Source organism: Gallaecimonas zhanjiangensis, assembly GCF_057624825.1.
Map to the genome: position 1 here is coordinate 842,183 of NZ_CM172603.1, position 15,960 is coordinate 858,142.

The 15,960-nt window shown below is 49.2% G+C and carries 20 protein-coding genes and 1 riboswitch; of the genes, 6 read left to right on the forward strand and 14 right to left on the reverse strand.

Annotated features, from left to right (window positions below; all coding sequences use genetic code 11):
* Positions 1 to 4: 4 nt before the first annotated feature.
* Both AC22G1_RS03960 and AC22G1_RS03965 read right to left on the reverse strand, forming a co-directional pair.
* Positions 5 to 478: a hypothetical protein gene (locus AC22G1_RS03960; protein WP_487315610.1), complete on the reverse strand. Its 474-nt coding sequence runs from the start codon at positions 476 to 478 to the stop codon at positions 5 to 7.
* Positions 479 to 492: 14 nt separating this feature from the next.
* The gene (locus AC22G1_RS03965; protein WP_487315611.1) at positions 493 to 894 is read right to left on the reverse strand and encodes an ACT domain-containing protein; all 402 of its coding nucleotides are present in this window, start codon (positions 892 to 894) and stop codon (positions 493 to 495) included.
* A gap of 88 nt (positions 895 to 982) precedes the next feature.
* Here AC22G1_RS03965 and AC22G1_RS03970 point away from each other — a divergent pair, with 88 nt between their 5' ends.
* Positions 983 to 1,726, forward strand: a complete 744-nt coding sequence (locus AC22G1_RS03970; RefSeq protein WP_487315612.1) for a class I SAM-dependent DNA methyltransferase — start codon at positions 983 to 985, stop codon at positions 1,724 to 1,726.
* Positions 1,727 to 1,780: 54 nt separating this feature from the next.
* On the opposite strand, the gene AC22G1_RS03975 is transcribed toward AC22G1_RS03970, so the two are convergent.
* From AC22G1_RS03975 to AC22G1_RS03990, 4 genes are all read right to left on the reverse strand, one after another.
* The gene (locus tag AC22G1_RS03975) at positions 1,781 to 2,098 is read right to left on the reverse strand and encodes an Mpo1-like protein (RefSeq protein WP_487315613.1); all 318 of its coding nucleotides are present in this window, start codon (positions 2,096 to 2,098) and stop codon (positions 1,781 to 1,783) included.
* Between the two features lie 110 nt (positions 2,099 to 2,208).
* Positions 2,209 to 2,490, reverse strand: coding sequence for a hypothetical protein (locus AC22G1_RS03980; protein WP_487315614.1), 282 nt, complete (start codon positions 2,488 to 2,490; stop codon positions 2,209 to 2,211).
* 148 nt (positions 2,491 to 2,638) lie between these two features.
* Positions 2,639 to 2,929, reverse strand: coding sequence for a hypothetical protein (locus AC22G1_RS03985; RefSeq protein ID WP_487315615.1), 291 nt, complete (start codon positions 2,927 to 2,929; stop codon positions 2,639 to 2,641).
* 75 nt (positions 2,930 to 3,004) lie between these two features.
* Positions 3,005 to 3,823, reverse strand: a complete 819-nt coding sequence (locus AC22G1_RS03990) for a S1 family peptidase (RefSeq protein WP_487315616.1) — start codon at positions 3,821 to 3,823, stop codon at positions 3,005 to 3,007.
* Positions 3,824 to 4,434: 611 nt separating this feature from the next.
* On the opposite strand from AC22G1_RS03990, the gene AC22G1_RS03995 reads away from it, so the two are divergent.
* Complete coding sequence (locus tag AC22G1_RS03995; protein ID WP_487315617.1) at positions 4,435 to 5,403, forward strand: MBOAT family O-acyltransferase; 969 nt, start codon at positions 4,435 to 4,437, stop codon at positions 5,401 to 5,403.
* Between the two features lie 94 nt (positions 5,404 to 5,497).
* On the forward strand, positions 5,498 to 6,310 hold the full coding sequence (locus AC22G1_RS04000) for a hypothetical protein (RefSeq protein WP_487315618.1): 813 nt from the start codon (positions 5,498 to 5,500) through the stop codon (positions 6,308 to 6,310).
* Between the two features lie 142 nt (positions 6,311 to 6,452).
* On the opposite strand, the gene AC22G1_RS04005 is transcribed toward AC22G1_RS04000, so the two are convergent.
* The 3 genes from AC22G1_RS04005 to AC22G1_RS04015 form a co-directional block, all read right to left on the reverse strand.
* Entirely contained in the window at positions 6,453 to 6,866 is a 414-nt protein-coding gene (locus AC22G1_RS04005) for a hypothetical protein (protein WP_487315619.1), read from the reverse strand.
* A 436-nt stretch (positions 6,867 to 7,302) separates the two neighbouring features.
* Positions 7,303 to 7,449, reverse strand: a complete 147-nt coding sequence (locus AC22G1_RS04010) for a YciI family protein (protein WP_487315620.1) — start codon at positions 7,447 to 7,449, stop codon at positions 7,303 to 7,305.
* 161 nt (positions 7,450 to 7,610) lie between these two features.
* The gene (locus AC22G1_RS04015; RefSeq protein ID WP_487315621.1) at positions 7,611 to 8,714 is read right to left on the reverse strand and encodes an oxidoreductase; all 1,104 of its coding nucleotides are present in this window, start codon (positions 8,712 to 8,714) and stop codon (positions 7,611 to 7,613) included.
* A 168-nt stretch (positions 8,715 to 8,882) separates the two neighbouring features.
* Here AC22G1_RS04015 and AC22G1_RS04020 point away from each other — a divergent pair, with 168 nt between their 5' ends.
* Positions 8,883 to 9,794, forward strand: coding sequence for a LysR family transcriptional regulator (locus AC22G1_RS04020; protein WP_115717848.1), 912 nt, complete (start codon positions 8,883 to 8,885; stop codon positions 9,792 to 9,794).
* Between the two features lie 664 nt (positions 9,795 to 10,458).
* On the opposite strand, the gene AC22G1_RS04025 is transcribed toward AC22G1_RS04020, so the two are convergent.
* From AC22G1_RS04025 to AC22G1_RS04035, 3 genes are all read right to left on the reverse strand, one after another.
* Positions 10,459 to 10,983 carry a hypothetical protein gene (locus tag AC22G1_RS04025; RefSeq protein WP_487315622.1) on the reverse strand — a complete coding sequence of 175 codons (525 nt, stop codon included), beginning with the start codon at positions 10,981 to 10,983 and terminating at the stop codon, positions 10,459 to 10,461.
* An 11-nt stretch (positions 10,984 to 10,994) separates the two neighbouring features.
* The gene (locus AC22G1_RS04030; protein WP_487315623.1) at positions 10,995 to 11,708 is read right to left on the reverse strand and encodes a hypothetical protein; all 714 of its coding nucleotides are present in this window, start codon (positions 11,706 to 11,708) and stop codon (positions 10,995 to 10,997) included.
* A 786-nt stretch (positions 11,709 to 12,494) separates the two neighbouring features.
* Positions 12,495 to 13,205, reverse strand: coding sequence for a class I SAM-dependent methyltransferase (locus AC22G1_RS04035; protein WP_487315624.1), 711 nt, complete (start codon positions 13,203 to 13,205; stop codon positions 12,495 to 12,497).
* Positions 13,206 to 13,283: 78 nt separating this feature from the next.
* Here AC22G1_RS04035 and AC22G1_RS04040 point away from each other — a divergent pair, with 78 nt between their 5' ends.
* Both AC22G1_RS04040 and AC22G1_RS04045 read left to right on the forward strand, forming a co-directional pair.
* Positions 13,284 to 13,742: an Rrf2 family transcriptional regulator gene (locus AC22G1_RS04040; RefSeq protein ID WP_487315625.1), complete on the forward strand. Its 459-nt coding sequence runs from the start codon at positions 13,284 to 13,286 to the stop codon at positions 13,740 to 13,742.
* Positions 13,735 to 14,121 (forward strand): DUF1360 domain-containing protein, encoded by a 387-nt coding sequence (locus AC22G1_RS04045; protein ID WP_487315626.1) that lies wholly within the window; start codon positions 13,735 to 13,737, stop codon positions 14,119 to 14,121. The genes AC22G1_RS04040 and AC22G1_RS04045 overlap by 8 nt, the downstream gene beginning before the upstream one ends.
* A gap of 51 nt (positions 14,122 to 14,172) precedes the next feature.
* On the opposite strand, the gene AC22G1_RS04050 is transcribed toward AC22G1_RS04045, so the two are convergent.
* Both AC22G1_RS04050 and ribB read right to left on the reverse strand, forming a co-directional pair.
* The gene (locus AC22G1_RS04050) at positions 14,173 to 14,892 is read right to left on the reverse strand and encodes a YebC/PmpR family DNA-binding transcriptional regulator (protein ID WP_487315627.1); all 720 of its coding nucleotides are present in this window, start codon (positions 14,890 to 14,892) and stop codon (positions 14,173 to 14,175) included.
* A 126-nt stretch (positions 14,893 to 15,018) separates the two neighbouring features.
* Positions 15,019 to 15,684 (reverse strand): 3,4-dihydroxy-2-butanone-4-phosphate synthase, encoded by a 666-nt coding sequence (gene ribB / locus AC22G1_RS04055; RefSeq protein WP_487315628.1) that lies wholly within the window; start codon positions 15,682 to 15,684, stop codon positions 15,019 to 15,021.
* Between the two features lie 94 nt (positions 15,685 to 15,778).
* Positions 15,779 to 15,921, reverse strand: a riboswitch (FMN riboswitch).
* Positions 15,922 to 15,960: the final 39 nt, after the last annotated feature.

The following is a 15,960-nucleotide window of genomic DNA, read 5'->3' on the forward strand; positions in this document are numbered from 1 at the left end:
GTGCTTACAGATTTTTTGCCACAAACTGCGCCACGGATAGCGCCGCGCCCCGTGCATTGAAGTGGCCGTCCAGCTCATACGCCATTCGTTCCAGCGGAGCCTGGTCATATCCATGCTGGCCAAGCTCTGCCATATAACGGGCAATAAAGCCTTCCTGGCCCAGCTGCAGCCACTGCTGCACATGCACCAGCTCGTGAAAATGGGTGCGCAGCGACGCCATGGCGGCTGGCGTGATGTAGTAGGTATCAAGGTAGGTAATGGCGCAGGCGGGCATATCGATAAAGTCGCTAAAGCCTGCCGCTCTTAGCTCGGGGTAGTCGGGTTTGGGCAGTTGTTCTGTCACCACGTAGTAACTGGTTGCCAGAAACTCGGGTGAGTAAAACCCGGCGAATGGGCCACTAAAGCGGCTACATGGCAGGCGCTGATGGGCAAAGCGCTGGTTGGTGGCGGTTATCCATTGGCTAATAAGGTGGAGCATCCATTCTCCTGGGGTTAGTCGCACTGGCTAAGGGCTTGAAGGGCTGCCAGGGCCTGCTCGGCTTTGGCGGTGGGCACAAAGATATGGTCGTGATAGTAACCGGCCACCACATTGGCGCTGATGCCATGCTGGGTAAGGGTAGTGGCAAAGGCGGCGGTTAGCCCCACCGCTTCCAGGCTGGAATGCACATTAAGGGTAATTTGCCGGTAAGGGGGCGATGCCGGCAGGCGATGTTCGGCGGCGGTGGCGGCGTCCAATATAAGGGTCAGCCCTTCGGCTTCAATAAAGCTGGCGAGGGGCGACAAGCTAACGTAATCGGCGAGGCTGCCGGGCAGGGTGCAAAACACAAAGTCCCCGGCCTTAAGCTCGGGCGACATGGATTTAAGCAAGGTTTCAAGATGGGTAATGCCACTCACGGCGCGCTCCTTTGGGGGGAATTTATCGAATACTTTTTCACCGGCTCAGTGTACTATGCGCCACCCTCAGCTTCAGGCGCTGTATTGCATGTCTTGCACCGCTCTTTATACCGACCTTTCCGGCTATTACGATCTGATGTGTGCCGACATCAACTACCAGGCGCAAAGCCAGAGCCTGCAACGGCTGCATCAGATCTTTGGCAACCAGGGCACCCGCCACCTGGACTTGGCCTGCGGCACCGGCCCCCATGTGCGCCACTTCCTGGATGCAGGGTTTGACAGTAGCGGCCTCGACATCAACCAGCCGATGCTGGATTTAGCCGCCAAGCGCTGCCCCGAGGCCCGTTTCATGTTGCAAAACATGTGCGATTTCGAGGTTGAGGCGCCGCTGGATCTCATCACCTGCTTTTTGTATTCCCTTCACTACTGCGATGGCATTGCCAACCTCAAGGCCTGTATCGCTCAGGTACACCGGGCTCTGGGGAGCGGCGGGGTCTCTGCCTTTAACGCCGTAGACAGGCTGAAAATAGACAACAGCTCCTCGGTGAGCCACAGCGCCAGCCAGGACGACGCCCTGTTCTGGTTCCGCTCCGGTTGGCACTACGGCGGGGAAGGGGAGCGCCAATCCCTGCGCCTGCATATCGAGCGCCACCACCAGGGAGATATCGAATTCTGGCAGGACGAACACCCCATGGTGGCGGTGACCTTCGCTGAACTTGAGGCTTTGCTTGCGCCGCTATTCGAGGTGCATATCTTCGAGCATGACTACGACAAGATACTGCCCTGGGACCAGGCCTCAGGTAACGCCATCTTCGTATGCGTGAAGCGCTGAACTCACCTTAATGCCAATAAAAAAGGCCCTTGCGGGCCTTTTTTATTGGCAAGCTCAGTGCTGGGCCTGAAACGGCAACTTACCCACCAGCATGTCCTTGTACATCACCCAATCCCCCATCAGGCTGTAAAAGGGGTGGCTAAAGGTCGCAGGCCGGTTCTTTTCAAAGAAGAAGTGCCCCACCCAGGCAAAGCCATACCCTGCCACCGGCGTTAAGGCCAGATACCACCACTGCTCGGTTACCGCCGCTGCCAACACCAGCAACACCACCACCGTCGAGCCCCAAAAATGCAGCTGCCGGCACGTTTGGTTGCGGTGCTGCTCAAGGTAAAAGGGGTAGAAATCTTTAAAGGATTGATACTTGCTCTGCATAACCTGTTCCCTGTTTTTATAGTGTGTTTATTAGGGTAGTTGATCCTTCGTCTGTAGTCTTAACGAGTTTTAAATCAGTAGCTTATAGAGGCATGCCGCTGAGCTGATACTCATTGAGCACAGGAAAACTGCACTTCCGACTTAGGAAAATTGCCCATCACAAAGGGCGGCTGCGCATCTATCACCTGAATAACCTTTAACCCTTTGTGCTGCGATTGGCAGTACGCTGCGGCTTCCTTCAAAGCATCGGCTTTTAACGTACCCATGCCCGTGAATGCTGATGCAGCTTGCCTGGAGACCATATAGGTATCATCACCCATGGGAATGACACCGGAATTTTGAGCGCATCCTGATAGGAAAACCAAGAGCATCAACAGTAGAGACTTCCTCATCGCACATCTCCTTTTGAAGTTACCCTTATCATTTAAGACGGGATTGCCTCAGGGCGAGTAACTTTTTCTTTATCCTAAGAAGACAGCCCCGGCAGTTCGGCACTGTACTCAAATGGGCTTGAAAGATGCGAGGCAAAAGATGCGTATTTTATTGATGTTGGCGATGTCTCTTCGAGAGTAAGTTAATTGCGTCATCTAATAAGACAATCGCCACTAGGCTGATAATGGCGCACAACAGATAATTCATGCTGTGTGGAGACCAGCCAGCTAACATCACTTTAGCTGTATCAGGAGATACGCATGATTGAGTGGCGCCCTCTAAGCAAAGCTTCTGCCTGCTGACAAAGTCTTCGCTAATACGATAGGCATTGCCAAACATGGCACCTGTATAACCCAGTGCGCCATACAAAAACATTCTGAACACGGTTTTTATTTTCATCGTCTCGATTCTAATCGTTATTCTATTGCTAGGAAATTCTGACTGTAAGCCGGGCTATTTACAGCTCCCTTAATCTTATTTGGCGCTGATAACCTTTTTTATCCACGGGGCATAATATGAGATACGTGAACTGGAATAGACTTGATTGCAAACGCCGGCCACGAATTGTGAATGACCTTCAGGCCAGTGCTTCCAGTCTGATACGCCGGCAAGCGCCCAACCCTTTGTTGACCGGATAAGCACAGGGCCGCCACTGTCGCCATCGCCTATCACCCCCTCAAGTGGCAAGCTGCCCGTGTGGCAATCGAAGCGGTAGTCCAGCCATTGCCCGTCAGCCTTGGTGATACGGTTTTCAGCCTGCCGCAATTGCCCCCGGTGTGGTGAGTTTGGATATTGGCCGGTATCGCCGTTCCCCGTTGCACCTTTTCCCAAGAGTTGGATAACGTGATTTTCTTCATCTGAAGCCAGATACAGGGGAACCGCTTTTACATCCTCTACGGGGTTGGCCAGCTCGATAAGCGCAATATCGTGCATGGATGTAAAGGCAGCTTCGATGTTGGGGTAATTCTCCAGCGTCGGGTGTTCAGCTGCGAGCTTGACCTTTTCAAACTCTGCCAAGAAACCCGGATAAAGATGTACCTCAGAGACACTGCGCCATTGGCCGTTTATTTTTACGCGCATCAGCATGTAACCCTGAGTGGCATGCGCGGCCGTGACAACCCAACGTGGCGCAATAAGTGTACCCTGGCCCTCGCCGGGTAATTCTGCCAAGGCCGGGAACACACTCTCAGGCACCAGATACTTGCTATCAGGGACATTAGGATTGATAACAATGGCACAAGCCATAAATGGGGCCACACAGAACCCAAGTGTTGCCCAAGGCAGATATTTCAAGAGCAGAATCCTTTTTGAATGGCGGTTTTCGGCGGCTTTTAAGATAAGTGGGCAGCGCAGTTGAAGATAAAAAGAAGCTACCGCCCTTGAGTGTGGTTACTAACACTTTGGTACTTTAAGTAGGATTGAACTCTTCTATCAATACTTTCTAGTCATAGCAACTATTTCTTACGCATAACGCTTGTGACGCTCACACGATAAAACGGACAACGCAGTTGTTATTAAGCGGCTTGCTCGTACCGTATCGGTGACATGTAATCGAGGCTACTTTTCCTCGCAGGTTAGTGATGCGTGTCTGCTAAAGCGGGTGAGGTCGACTTGTTACTTGAAGTTCAGCCCTTGCTGCGGCTGATAGTTATTGACTATTGAGATAAATTAGTGAATGATGCAATTGATAATAAAAATTTTAATTGATGCAAAGGAATGCAAGATTGGTTACCTCTCTTATTGTTCTATATTTTATTGCTGCTCTCACTAATTCAAAAAAAATAGTGATATTGAGTGGTGTCATATTTTCATTTTTATTGTATCCAGAAACATTCATCATCATATGTGTTATTTCTTGTCTGGTGAAAATCCTCTCAACATATGTAGTTATTAACGATCTATATATGGCATTAACAGTATTGGTTTTAATTTTATTAAAAAATACTTTTTTTAGTGGGGCTAATGGTTATCAGCTTGTTGGAGTCAGCTTTGCGCTATTTCAAGTGTGTTATTATATAAAAAATAATATAAGTTGTGGTGAGTTAATTAGTAAGCTTAGCTTTTTCCCGCAGTTATATTGTGGCCCAATAGTAAAACCTTCTGGATTTGATAGGTTAAAAAAAATCAACATTAAATCACTGGCTTTGTATCACCTGATTTTTGCTGTTGGATTGTTTTTTAAGATTTATATCTCATGTGTAACTGAGAAAATATTTTCAGAAGATGAAAGCTTATTAAACTCTGTGTTTTGGTTCTCTTATATGTACTCGGATTATCTATCTTGGTCATTAATGGGAATAGGTATAGCTGGCTTGGCTGGATTTAAAATGCCACTGAGTTTTAGAGCCCCGTTCTTTTGTCGAAATATATCTCAATTTTATAGCCGTTGGAATATTACGGTTTTTAAATGGTGCAATGACTTTTTTAAAATTTCAGCAAACAAAAAATTTAGAAAATATAAAGCGTATATTAATATTATTGTCAGTGTATCTGTTCTATCTTTGTGGCATGGATTAACATTTAATTTTATATCTTTTGGTGTTTTTAATATAACCTACTTTTTAATGCAGAATAAAATAAAAAAATATCGCAATGTTTTAATAATGAGTCAGATATTTTTTTACTTCTTGGTCGGATATACATTTAATGGCGTAGTCCCTAATTGCATTTTTCCAGTGATTGGTTATAAATATGGGGTTTTATTTGTTTTATCATTAGCAACTTTATTTTTATTTGATTTTTTCTTTTATAGGAAAGTTAGAAAAATCATCTCCTTTAGTCCAGCTCTTGTTATTGCAGTTAGTTTGATTTTTGTGACAATATCATTTTTTGTGAGAAATGTTGATGGGCAATTTTATTATGCGCAGTTTTAAAATATATAGGATGCTTGTCAGTCTATGCATAATAACGCTTATTACAGTGTTAGTCATCATAATCCACAGTAGGGAATTTAAATACAGAAGTATATTGAATTCAGATGGAATAGAAGGGGTTGTGATTGGGAATTCGCATGCTAACAGAATACTATTAAATAGTAATAGTATTTTTTATTTAAATGAACCTGGCGGTGTAATACTTGACGCTATAAAGGAATTCTCTTACTCAAAAGAGCATTTCAGAAGTTTAAAATACGTAATTATTAATATTACCCCGGTGGAAATGTATACCAATCGGCTTCTGGAATATTCATCTGATAACATGTTCTTATTTGAATATAGTCAAGAAGTGTATTTAAGTATGCTTGAAAGAAGTTTTACCGTAAACTTTTCTAATTTTTTCTATAATATACTAAGTTTTGTTTCTCTTTCCCATGCTAACGCAATTGTTGAGGAAGATGATGCTGGTTTTGCTGGAAATGGTCGTAGACTCTTGGACAGCAAAGAATATGGAGCCACTAAAGATTGGATAAGAGCTTCTCATTATAAAAAGACTTTTTTTATAAAAAATAAAAAAATGTATTACGAAAATTTATCTAAAATTGTCGACGTGTTTTCCAAGAGCGAATTTAAAGTAGTTGTCATATCTATGCCTTTGAACCATAGGTATGTCACAAATATGGAAAGAAAATTTAACGAATATCATTTATTAGGTCTCCGTCAGTTCACTCATGATATGCAATCAATTTTTGGTAGATGCTATATAAACTTAATGAACTACCCTTTGGCAGATAAATATTTTTTGAATGGCGATCATCTTAATAAAGAAGGTGCTATTTATATGAGTCAAGTTGTAAATGAAAAAATAAATAAATGCTTGAGTCCTCAATATACTGTGTACTAATTGAGAAATATAACGCGGTCAGCTGATGATGTTCACCCGATAAAATGGACACGCGATCGTTATTCAACGGCTTACTTTTAGTGTATCGGTGATACGTTATCGCGGCTACCTTTCCTCTCGGCAGGTAGGTGATGCGTGTCCGTTAAGGCGGATGAGGTCCATTGCCATCAGAACCTTGATTGTTATTTGGTAAATCATTGCAAACGGCACAATTAATTTTTTTGCGATAATTGTAGAAACGCCTAATCGCAAAAATGGTTAACGATACCAGTGCCCAAAATATACCGAATTCAATAGAGTATTCTAGACTTCTGCCTTTCAGATATTGAACGCCAGCTAGCAAAACAAAAATTATAGGTAGGGCTATAGTGTATTGAATCATCCATTTTTTAATTGGCATAAATGTTCCACTAATACTCTGAGCTAAAAGTAAATGTAACGCCGCCAGAACGCGCAGCTTTGTAGTTAATGTTTTGTGGTGGTGTAGCCTTAAGCCACAAAAGCAGCGGCGGAAAAGCCGATGCTGTTGCTGGGAGTCATAAATTGTGCCAATCATGAGTATAGCCGCCCACACACAAAAAAAGAAAAACAACAAGAAAAAGCAAGAAAAAGCAAGAAAAAGAGAAAAAGGACACCCATTCCATCATGCTGATTAGTAGAGCACTGTCGGTGCATTGCGAAAAATAGATTTTGGTTATTCAGAAGATGGATGTCCTTTGTTTTTTTTCGCTGACAATCCCGCTCGCCGCGGATTTGCGTTTTTAACGACAAAACGCGGTATCAGCGCAAAGCAAACACCCTCAAGACTGATTAGTAGAGCACTGTCGATGTATTGCGAAAAATAAATTTTTGGTTATTCAGAAGGTGGATGTCCTTTATTTTGAAAAACGGTTGCCACTGTTGAATATCCAAGGCGTCAATGAGCCCTTCCCGACTGAATGGGTCGGCCGCCACCAAGGCTTGCACTTCGCCGGCATCATTGGCGTTAAAAATCAAAAAGCCGGCGTGCCCACTAGCGGGCCAGAAGCGATGAGCTTGCCCTTCGCAATAAGCCCTTTTAGATACTGCACATGCTCCACCACAAACTGGCCCCACGCCGGGCCGTCGGGGTGGTCCATCCTGACCAGGTAAATCGCCATTTAAGACACCTTTGTTGTGAAAAAGGCCAGCCTAAGCGCAGGCGTTTAAGCAATAAAGGGCGCCTAAGTTGTGACGCTAACAACTTAGGGTTGTAGGCGAAAAGACACTGGTTCGACGCCCTACCCTGGCAATCAAAAAGCCAGCATTTGCTGGCTCTTTGTTAGGCAGTGGTGATGTCAGGAAAGAAGGTTTTAAGCTGCTCAAACATCAAGGGCGGTATCACTTGGGCGTTGAGGCTGGCTGCACTTACGGTCTGCGTCAGTGGCTTGGCGGCTTGTACCTTACTCAGCCAATGCGGGTCGGTAATGAGTGCCCGGCCAACCGCCACCAAATCATAAAGACGCAAAGCATCGGCTAGCTCGTCAGCGGTTTTAACCTGGCCAACCCCCACCAGCGCCAAGCGCCCGGCCAACACCTTGGCAATGCCTTCGGCAACCGGTTCTGTACTGCCTGGGTTGCGCCTTGAAGTCTGGCGATAGTGCTGCAAGGAAATATGTAGATAACTCAGTGCCCGCGTCGCCAGCTGGTCAACAAAATAGGCGGCTTCTTGCAGGGTTAAGCCGTTTTCAATTTCCGGTACCTCTTCCGGGGTTAAGCGGTAACCGATAATGAAATCGGGGCGCTTTGCCTCTGCCGCCGCCTTTATCACTGTATCGACAGCCGCTAACGGAAAACGGCAACGTTTTTCGAGGGTGCCGCCCCAATCGTCACTGCGCTGGTTGGTGGCGGCAGATAAAAACTGCTGAAACAGATAGCCGTTTGCCCCGTGGATCTCAATGCCGTCAAAGCCAGCGGCAATGGCGCGGTGGGTAACCTCGGCGAAGGATTGCAGCAGTTGCAGCATCTCCGCTTCGCTTATTTCACGTGGGTTGGTGTGGTATTGAAAACGCTCCCGGATGGCCGAGGCGCTAACGATATCGTCAGACAGCTCCGGGCTGGTTGAGCGCCCAGCATGGAAAATTTGCAATATCGCCTTTGCACCGCCGCTGTGAATAGCCTCGGCCAGCGCCGTGAGTTGCGCTAAACAAGCATCGTTGCCGCAAAAGAACTGCCCGGGAAAACCACGGCCATTGGCCAAGGTATGGCTGGTGGCGGTTATTACCATTCCCACTTCCTTGGCGCGCGCCCGGTAATAGGCCAGCTCTTGCTCACTCAGCTCGCCTTTGTCATTACCGGCCCAGGTAGTCATAGGGGCCATCACCACCGGGTTACGAATTTCAGTTCCGTTATTAAAAACAAAGGGTTGGTTAACTTTAGGGGACATAAGCACTCCGCTGGCAGTCAAAGTTGATGCCAAAAAAGTACCCCAGCCAAGACCGCCAGATATATGGCGATGTTAGGAATTCATTATCCCCCAATTGGAATAATTAAATTAAAAAGATAAATTTTAAGAGATAATATTGTCGTCCCCACCGCATCCGCTAAGGCAAACATGGCCAGCCGTTTAGATAACCTGCACGTGTTTTGTACCGTCGCCGACAGTGCCACCTTTAAAGAGGCCGCCATAAAGCTGCACATCTCGGCGCAAGCCGTTACCCGCAGCATTCAGGAACTGGAAAAGACCCTGGGCGAGATTTTGTTTTTACGCAGTACTCGCAAGGTGCAAATCACCCCCTTTGGTGAAGCGGTGTATCGCCAGGCCCAACCCGCCATTGACTCCCTAGACCAAGTCTTTACCCAGCAAAACGCCGCCTTGGCACCGGTGCGCATCGCCGCTCCGGCGCTACTTTATAAACACCTGATGCAGGCCCCCATTGCCAAGCTTCGCCAGGACTACAGCGACATTCATTTTGACCTTCGCCTCTCGGATGCCCGCTCAGATGTGGTGTCAGAACGTATCGATATTGGCTTTCGTATTGGCGCTGGCATTAACGACAACCGCTTTATTGCCCGCTCCTTTGGCCCCTTTAACTTTGTGGTGGTGGCAACCCCGGCACTGATTGCACAATACGGCGCCCCAGCCAGCCTTGAAGCACTAAACCAGCGCCCCACCGTTGCCCTTTATAACCTTGCAAAGCAGCAGCTCTGGCCCTGGTTTTTTAAAAACAACACCACCTTTCGGCCAGAAAACCCGGTGATTGTTAGCAACGATGCCGACAGCGAATTTGAAGCCGTGAAAAACGGCATGGGCTTTGGCCACCTGCCACTGAGCCTTGCCGCCCCCCTTATCGCCGCAGGCAAATTGGTGCCAGTGCTTAGCCACCTTGAACGCCAAGGCCCTTGGGAGCTTTTTATCTACCGCCCGCAAAGCGGCCCGGTGCCCAGCAGGATAAGAACCGTTTACGACAGCTTTGTTAGTTATTTCAGCGACGAAGCGCATTTCGTGAAAAAGTTATTGGTTTGAATAGATTGGGCTTGAATATAAAATCTGCGGCACTAATCGAGCTCATTTGTATGCCGGGTCTCGCCCCGGCAGGCGAGGTACTTTGTTTAACTCGGACCATCGTCGCTGCGTTCCAATGTTCAAAACTGTTCCCGACAATTTTGTCGCACAAAGTCAGCGGGGCTGCCCACCCAACGGCATCGCCCCCGACGTTACGCGATGTCCTTACCTCTGGTCGCTCGATGCAATAGAAAAATGAGGGTCTTTGAAACCTTCCCTGGTGGTTATTCCCTGCTCGCACGTCCTGTGCTCGTGCTCAGCAGCATTAAAGCCGCACTTTGATGCGCAAGCTTCGCCCCGACGCGTCCTCCGCTCGACCAAGCTGGCCGCCTCCCATCCCTGTCTCGCGCCAGCTCACACTCCCAACGGCAAAGCGCTCCACTTAAAGGGGCTCCGGGGTCCCACCTACAGGATGTGGATGAAGATAAGAAGATCTGCAGCTTTGCCCCGTAATTTGTAAGATTTTGATCTTAAAAAAGAATCAAAGTGGGTGTCCCCTTGAAATCCTTCAAGGCTGATTAATACCGCACTGTCGATGTATTGCGAAAAATAGATTTTTGGTTCTTCAGAAGATGGATGTCCTTTATTTTTCTTATTTTTTGCGTTTTCATTTATACGAACCACATTAATGGGCAAGTAAAATGAACGAGTCCATGACGTGAATACACGCTGATTTGACTGTCATAATTTTATTGTTCACTTTCCACAAACGAAGACCAAAAGGGTATTCAACCAACCCCATAGAAAAAGTAAACATTTGAGGATATCCGCCAGTATCGTTCGCTCGAATATGACCATCACCACTTTTATAAAACTTCACTTCCAATCCGCCTCTTTGAATACAGAAGCCAAAGCTTTCATTTCTAATAGTAATCTTTGCTTTACTATCTGCCTTGGAGTTTATCTTTTCAGCTATTTTCTCAATATTGTTTTTGCACTTTTCAAGTGCTGCTGTTGTATCACCAACTAAATGAGATCTTGGATTACTAAATTGCACCCTTGGAAGAGTTTTTGATTTCAATTTAATCAGAGGCAAAACTATACAGTAAGATGAAACCTGTCTTATTAGAGCCTCCAAAAGAGCACCAATTAATTGAATGACCTTGACAGGATAGGCAGCCATCTTTTTTAGAACCCAAACAGGTTTCATTAAATAAAAACCTATATATTCCCCGCTACTCCTTTATAAATTCCGACTTCAGGCTGTTTTAATGATTTGGAAGCTTCTTTCCTTGTAACTGCATTATCTAATAAGGAGTATTCTATGATTCCATTTGGGTCTTCTTGATCGTTGTGCCCCTTAAAGTAATGCGGTGAAAAAGTGCCAACAAATCTCCAGCCCTTTTTGGGAAGATAATATAGCAAATCCATTTTTAAGCTTCCTTCAGGGTTTATGGTGGCTCCCATATATTTTTCAGTCTTAAATTCGACAACAATATTTTTAGTTGATCGCCCTAAAATAGAAACGGGAGAAAATGAGTGAAATTCATCTTTTGCGAAAGATGAAGATATACTTGGTAGCCGCTCAAGAACATTCTCAGCATAAAGCATATAGCCTGAAGGGCAAGTCGCTCTTGAGTCATATACCCTTACTGCAAAATCATCAATTCGACCAATTTTGTTTCTCCCATTAATGGCTTCAATCTTCAATATGAGAGATTCAAGAGTTCTCCCTTGAATTGCTGGGTTTTTCTCTTCAGTTTTATAACGAAAAAACAATCTATTTGAAATGTTCAGTCTTGGTTTAAATTTCAAGATGTAATTATCGAAGAAAACAAAAAAACCTAAGAGACCACCAATCATGCCAATAACGGAGCTTAGTGTTTTTAAGGAATCTAAATTTAAAAAAGCACCTATATTCAAAATCAACTCCATATTTAGCTTCTAACGCCCAAAGCAGCGGCGTGCGTTAGCGCGGGTAAAATCCAGGCGGCACCTCTTTTGCCCGTTAAGTGGAGCGCTTTGCTGGCGGGGCGAGCGCGTTAAGAAATCAGTCGGTGGACTGATTTTAGCTGGTGAGCGCGAGCGGCTTGTCCGCGAGCTGACGTGGAGGGTCAGCCGAGACAAGGATGTCGAGGCAGGTGAATACGTGTCGGGACACGCGTATGAACCGGTGAACCGGGAGCGACCAGAAGCAAAGACATCGCGGAACATGGGCGATGCTTTTGCCTACTTTTGGCGAAACAAAAGTAGGGCGCCTGCCGGTGCGCGAACCGGCGTATAGAACAACGTTCAGGGAAAAATGAACGCAATAAAATCAGTGGCCTACACGCATTGTTCTAAGAACCAAAATTGACGCTACCGCCCCTGAGTCACAGCTCCCACATGCTGATAGCGTCCCTGTTATCACTTAGCCAAGCGTTGGCAAACCTTCCCTGGCGCGTCACCCAGCTCGTACATCCTCTGTACTCGCGTTCACCTGCGTCAAAGCAGTGCTTTGACTTCGAGGTTCACCCCCTGAGTCGCAGCTCCCACATGCTGATGTCGTCCCTGTTATCAGTAAAAGGTCCTTACTCTGGACCCTTCCTTGGTGGGCCTGCCGGCTCGGCCTTCCGGGGGCCAGGGGTAAAGCTGCCCAAGCTCAATGGCGCCACTCGCCAAGCAATAACAGTAACTTAACAAGCACCCGCTAATGGGTAAAGCCGCTAACAGGCTGAATCATCACAAAATCTCGTCATCCCCTCGTTGCCCAAACCAGCCATGGATAAGCCCTGCCTGGAAGAAGGGGGTCACTCCGGTAAAACCGCCTTGGCGGATAAGGGCGGCGACCTGGGGGGAGGGTAGTACTGCGACATCTTGGCGGTAGGCTTGGCGCATCTTGGCGAGGGCTTCGGCAGAGGGCAGGGCCTGGGACATCACCTTGAACCACAGCGCCAGCTGCGCTTCGCCTTCGGCGCTATCAAGATCGGCGGCAAGGTCGCAGCTGGCCAGTATGGCGCCGGGGTGCAGGCGCCGGGCAATGGCCTTGAAAAAGTCGATTCGTGCTTTGTCTTCCAGCAAGAACTGGGAGACCAGCAAGCAGGTGGCGCCATCAAAGGCGGGCCTTGGGGGTAGGGCATCGAGGTAGCCTTCGATAAAGGTGCAGCGTTCGCTGATGCCGGCGGCTTCGGCTTTCTGGCGGCACACCGCTAGCATGGCTGCCGAGGGCTCTACGGCACTAAAGCGCCAGCCGGGAAAGGCCGAGGCGAGGTGGAGCAATTCGCGGCCGGTGCCAGCGCCCACACAAAGTAGATGGGCGTTTTGAGGCAAGCCTGCAAACACTGAGCCCAGCAGCAGGTAAAGGCTGTGGTTGATGGGGGCAAGCCTTGCCCAGTGCTGGTCGTAGCCTTGGGCTTGTTGGTCGAAGAGGGCGATTAACGCGTCGTTGTTCATGGCGGCTCCGAGTTGGCTTGACCTGTGATGATTCACGTAATATTGTTTGTTACATTAAATCGTAACGGATAAAGTTACATGAAGCAAAACAACAGTCTTTCTTCCTGCCTGCACCTGCTGCTGCATATGGCGCAGGAGGACAAAGCCGTGACCTCAGAGCAACTGGCCACCTTTTTGGATACCAACCCGGTGGTGGTCAGGAAGATGCTGGGCGGCCTTCGCGAGCATCAACTGGTGCAGTCGGATAAGGGCCACAAGGGCGGCTGGCAGCTGAAAAAGCCGCTGGCGCACATCACCTTGCTGGATGTTTACCAGGCCCTTGGCTCCCCCGGGCTTTTTGCCATAGGTAACCGCAACGACAACCCCCAATGCCTGGTAGAGCAAGGGGTCAACCGGGTGATGAACCAAACCTTGGCCAGCGCCGAAGCGTTGCTGTTAAAGGAATTTGGCACCCTGACCCTGCTGGATATCGGCAAAGAATTTCTGGCCTATCCCTGGCACGCCGCCCCTAAACACCTTGGAGAACACCATGACTGATCTACTACCTTCTGGCGCCCTGCTGGCGCTCTGGCAATGCCTGGTGGTGGCCGTGGCGGCCAGCAGCATTGCTATCACCGTCACCCAGACCGAGCTGTTTCGGCCCTGGCGGGAATGGATTGCCGCCAGAAACCACATGATTGGTTATCTTTTCAAATGCTTTTACTGCTTTAGCCACTGGGTGGTCTTTGCCGGTATCGCCATCTACCGGCCGGTGCTGGTGGCAAGCGGTGCGCTGTGGGTGGACTGGATAGTCTCGGCCTTCTTTACCCTGACCCTGTCGGCTTTTGTCAGCGGCCTGTTCTTTAAAGTGTTCCAGGCCGCCATGGCCAAGGCCATGCTGGAAAAAGACATGCGCATCAAGCTGGGGCTGGAATAAGCCCATAAAAAAACGGCGCCCTTGGGCGCCATTTTTTCTAGCCGTTACCGCTTAGGCAAATTTGCCGTTGTGGTACACGTCTTGTACGTCTTCCAGATCGTTCATCATGCCCACGAAGCGCTCGAACTGCTCGGCGTCGTCACCGGCCAGCTCGTGGTCAACGTGGGGCAGGTAGGTGATCTCCTCGACTTCGAAATCGATGTCGGGGTTCATTTCCTGCAGCGCGGTCTTGGCTTTGAAGAACTCGGTAGGCGGCACCAGCACGGTGACCATGCCTTCGTCCGCTTCCACGTCGGAGACGTCTACGTCGGCTTCCATCAGCGCTTCCAGTACCGGCTCATCGTCGTCACCGGCAAAAACAAACATGGCGCGGTGGTCGAACATGTGGGACACGGAACCCTGGCTGCCCAGTTTGGCTTTGCAGCGGGAGAACACGCCGCGAATTTCGCCAAAGGTGCGGTTGGGGTTGTCGGTCAGGGCGCTGATCAGCACCAGGGCGCCGCCGGGGGCAATGCCTTCGTAGACGGCGGGCAGGAAGTCTTCACCACCGGCACCGGCGGCCTTGTCGAGGGCCTTTTCGATAACGTGGGTAGGCACCTGGTCTTTCTTGGCGCGGTCAATCAGGCTGCGCAGGGTGGTGTTACCGTTGGGATCGGTACCGCCTTGCTTGGCGCAGACATAAATGCTGCGGCCGTACTTGGAATAGATCTTGGTTTTGGTGGCGGCCGTTTTGGCCATGGATTCTTTACGGTTGTTAAACGCTCGGCCCATGGGAATTCTTCTTGGCTAATTAAAAAAACAGCAGGATTGTAACCGCTGGCGGCGCTGCTGTCTTGTTTGCTTGGTGGGAATCAAAAAGCGGGCCCTTGGGCCCGCTTTTGTGCGCTGTAACCGCTGTTATACCGCTTGTTGCTGGGTGGCCAGGCGGTATTGCACTAAGTCTTCAATGCTGAGCACCGGCATAGCGTGCTTTTTACCAAAGGCGATAATTTCGGGCAGGCGGGCCATGGTGCCGTCTTCCAAGGTGACTTCACACAAGACCCCGGCCGGGGTCAGCCCTGCCAGGCGCATTAAATCGACGGTGCCTTCGGTGTGGCCGCGGCGCTCCAGCACGCCGCCAGCCTTGGCGCGCAGCGGAAACACATGGCCGGGGCGGGCCAGGTGCTCGGGCTTGGCGCCTTGGGCCACGGCGGTCTTGATGGTGGTTACCCGGTCGGCAGCGCTAACGCCGGTGGTCACACCTTCTTTGGCCTCAATGGTCACGGTAAAGGCGGTTTGGTTCTTGGAGTTGTTGGCGGCCACCATGGGCGGCAGCTCCAGTTGGTTGGCCTGGGCGTCGGTAAGGCACAGGCAAACAATGCCGGAGCACTCGCGGATCATCAGCGCCATCTGGGCAGCGGTGAGGTGGTCGGTGCTATAGATGAGGTCGCCTTCGTTTTCGCGATCTTCATCGTCCACCACCAGTACCCCTTGGCCTTGTTGCAAGGCGGCAAGGGCGGCTTCAACGCGCTCGATGGGACTGCCGAATTCGGCCAGTAAAGACGTGTGGTTGGTCTGACTCATGGTAATAACGCTCCTAAAGCTACCAGAATCAGGGCACAGGAATGGCTGCAAAAAACTGCATGCAGGCATGGGCGCAGCCAGGCCGCGCCTATACCCTTATCCTCTTCCATCCGGACTATGACCGTCGGCTCTGGACTTTGACCAGATCTGCTAGACCCCGGCTGTGCCGGGCGCTCGCGGGCTTGCCCCTGGGGGCCTACCGCCGGTGGGGAATTTCGCCCCGCCCTGAGAATAAGTAATCAACAAAGGTGATTGCCGTCACAAAACGGCGGGCAC

What these genes read in the sequence shown, in the direction of transcription:
- AC22G1_RS03960 (WP_487315610.1), bottom strand. Translation starts at nt 478, where the DNA reads ATGCTCCACCTTATTAGCCAATGGATAACCGCCACCAACCAGCGCTTT.
- AC22G1_RS03970 (WP_487315612.1), top strand. Translation starts at nt 983, where the DNA reads ATGTCTTGCACCGCTCTTTATACCGACCTTTCCGGCTATTACGATCTG.
- AC22G1_RS03975 (WP_487315613.1), bottom strand. Translation starts at nt 2,098, where the DNA reads ATGCAGAGCAAGTATCAATCCTTTAAAGATTTCTACCCCTTTTACCTT.
- AC22G1_RS03980 (WP_487315614.1), bottom strand. Translation starts at nt 2,490, where the DNA reads ATGAGGAAGTCTCTACTGTTGATGCTCTTGGTTTTCCTATCAGGATGC.
- AC22G1_RS03985 (WP_487315615.1), bottom strand. Translation starts at nt 2,929, where the DNA reads ATGAAAATAAAAACCGTGTTCAGAATGTTTTTGTATGGCGCACTGGGT.
- AC22G1_RS03995 (WP_487315617.1), top strand. Translation starts at nt 4,435, where the DNA reads ATGGCATTAACAGTATTGGTTTTAATTTTATTAAAAAATACTTTTTTT.
- AC22G1_RS04005 (WP_487315619.1), bottom strand. Translation starts at nt 6,866, where the DNA reads ATGATTGGCACAATTTATGACTCCCAGCAACAGCATCGGCTTTTCCGC.
- AC22G1_RS04010 (WP_487315620.1), bottom strand. Translation starts at nt 7,449, where the DNA reads ATGGCGATTTACCTGGTCAGGATGGACCACCCCGACGGCCCGGCGTGG.
- AC22G1_RS04015 (WP_487315621.1), bottom strand. Translation starts at nt 8,714, where the DNA reads ATGTCCCCTAAAGTTAACCAACCCTTTGTTTTTAATAACGGAACTGAA.
- AC22G1_RS04020 (WP_115717848.1), top strand. Translation starts at nt 8,883, where the DNA reads ATGGCCAGCCGTTTAGATAACCTGCACGTGTTTTGTACCGTCGCCGAC.
- AC22G1_RS04025 (WP_487315622.1), bottom strand. Translation starts at nt 10,983, where the DNA reads ATGAAACCTGTTTGGGTTCTAAAAAAGATGGCTGCCTATCCTGTCAAG.
- AC22G1_RS04030 (WP_487315623.1), bottom strand. Translation starts at nt 11,708, where the DNA reads ATGGAGTTGATTTTGAATATAGGTGCTTTTTTAAATTTAGATTCCTTA.
- AC22G1_RS04035 (WP_487315624.1), bottom strand. Translation starts at nt 13,205, where the DNA reads ATGAACAACGACGCGTTAATCGCCCTCTTCGACCAACAAGCCCAAGGC.
- AC22G1_RS04040 (WP_487315625.1), top strand. Translation starts at nt 13,284, where the DNA reads ATGAAGCAAAACAACAGTCTTTCTTCCTGCCTGCACCTGCTGCTGCAT.
- AC22G1_RS04045 (WP_487315626.1), top strand. Translation starts at nt 13,735, where the DNA reads ATGACTGATCTACTACCTTCTGGCGCCCTGCTGGCGCTCTGGCAATGC.
- AC22G1_RS04050 (WP_487315627.1), bottom strand. Translation starts at nt 14,892, where the DNA reads ATGGGCCGAGCGTTTAACAACCGTAAAGAATCCATGGCCAAAACGGCC.
- ribB (WP_487315628.1), bottom strand. Translation starts at nt 15,684, where the DNA reads ATGAGTCAGACCAACCACACGTCTTTACTGGCCGAATTCGGCAGTCCC.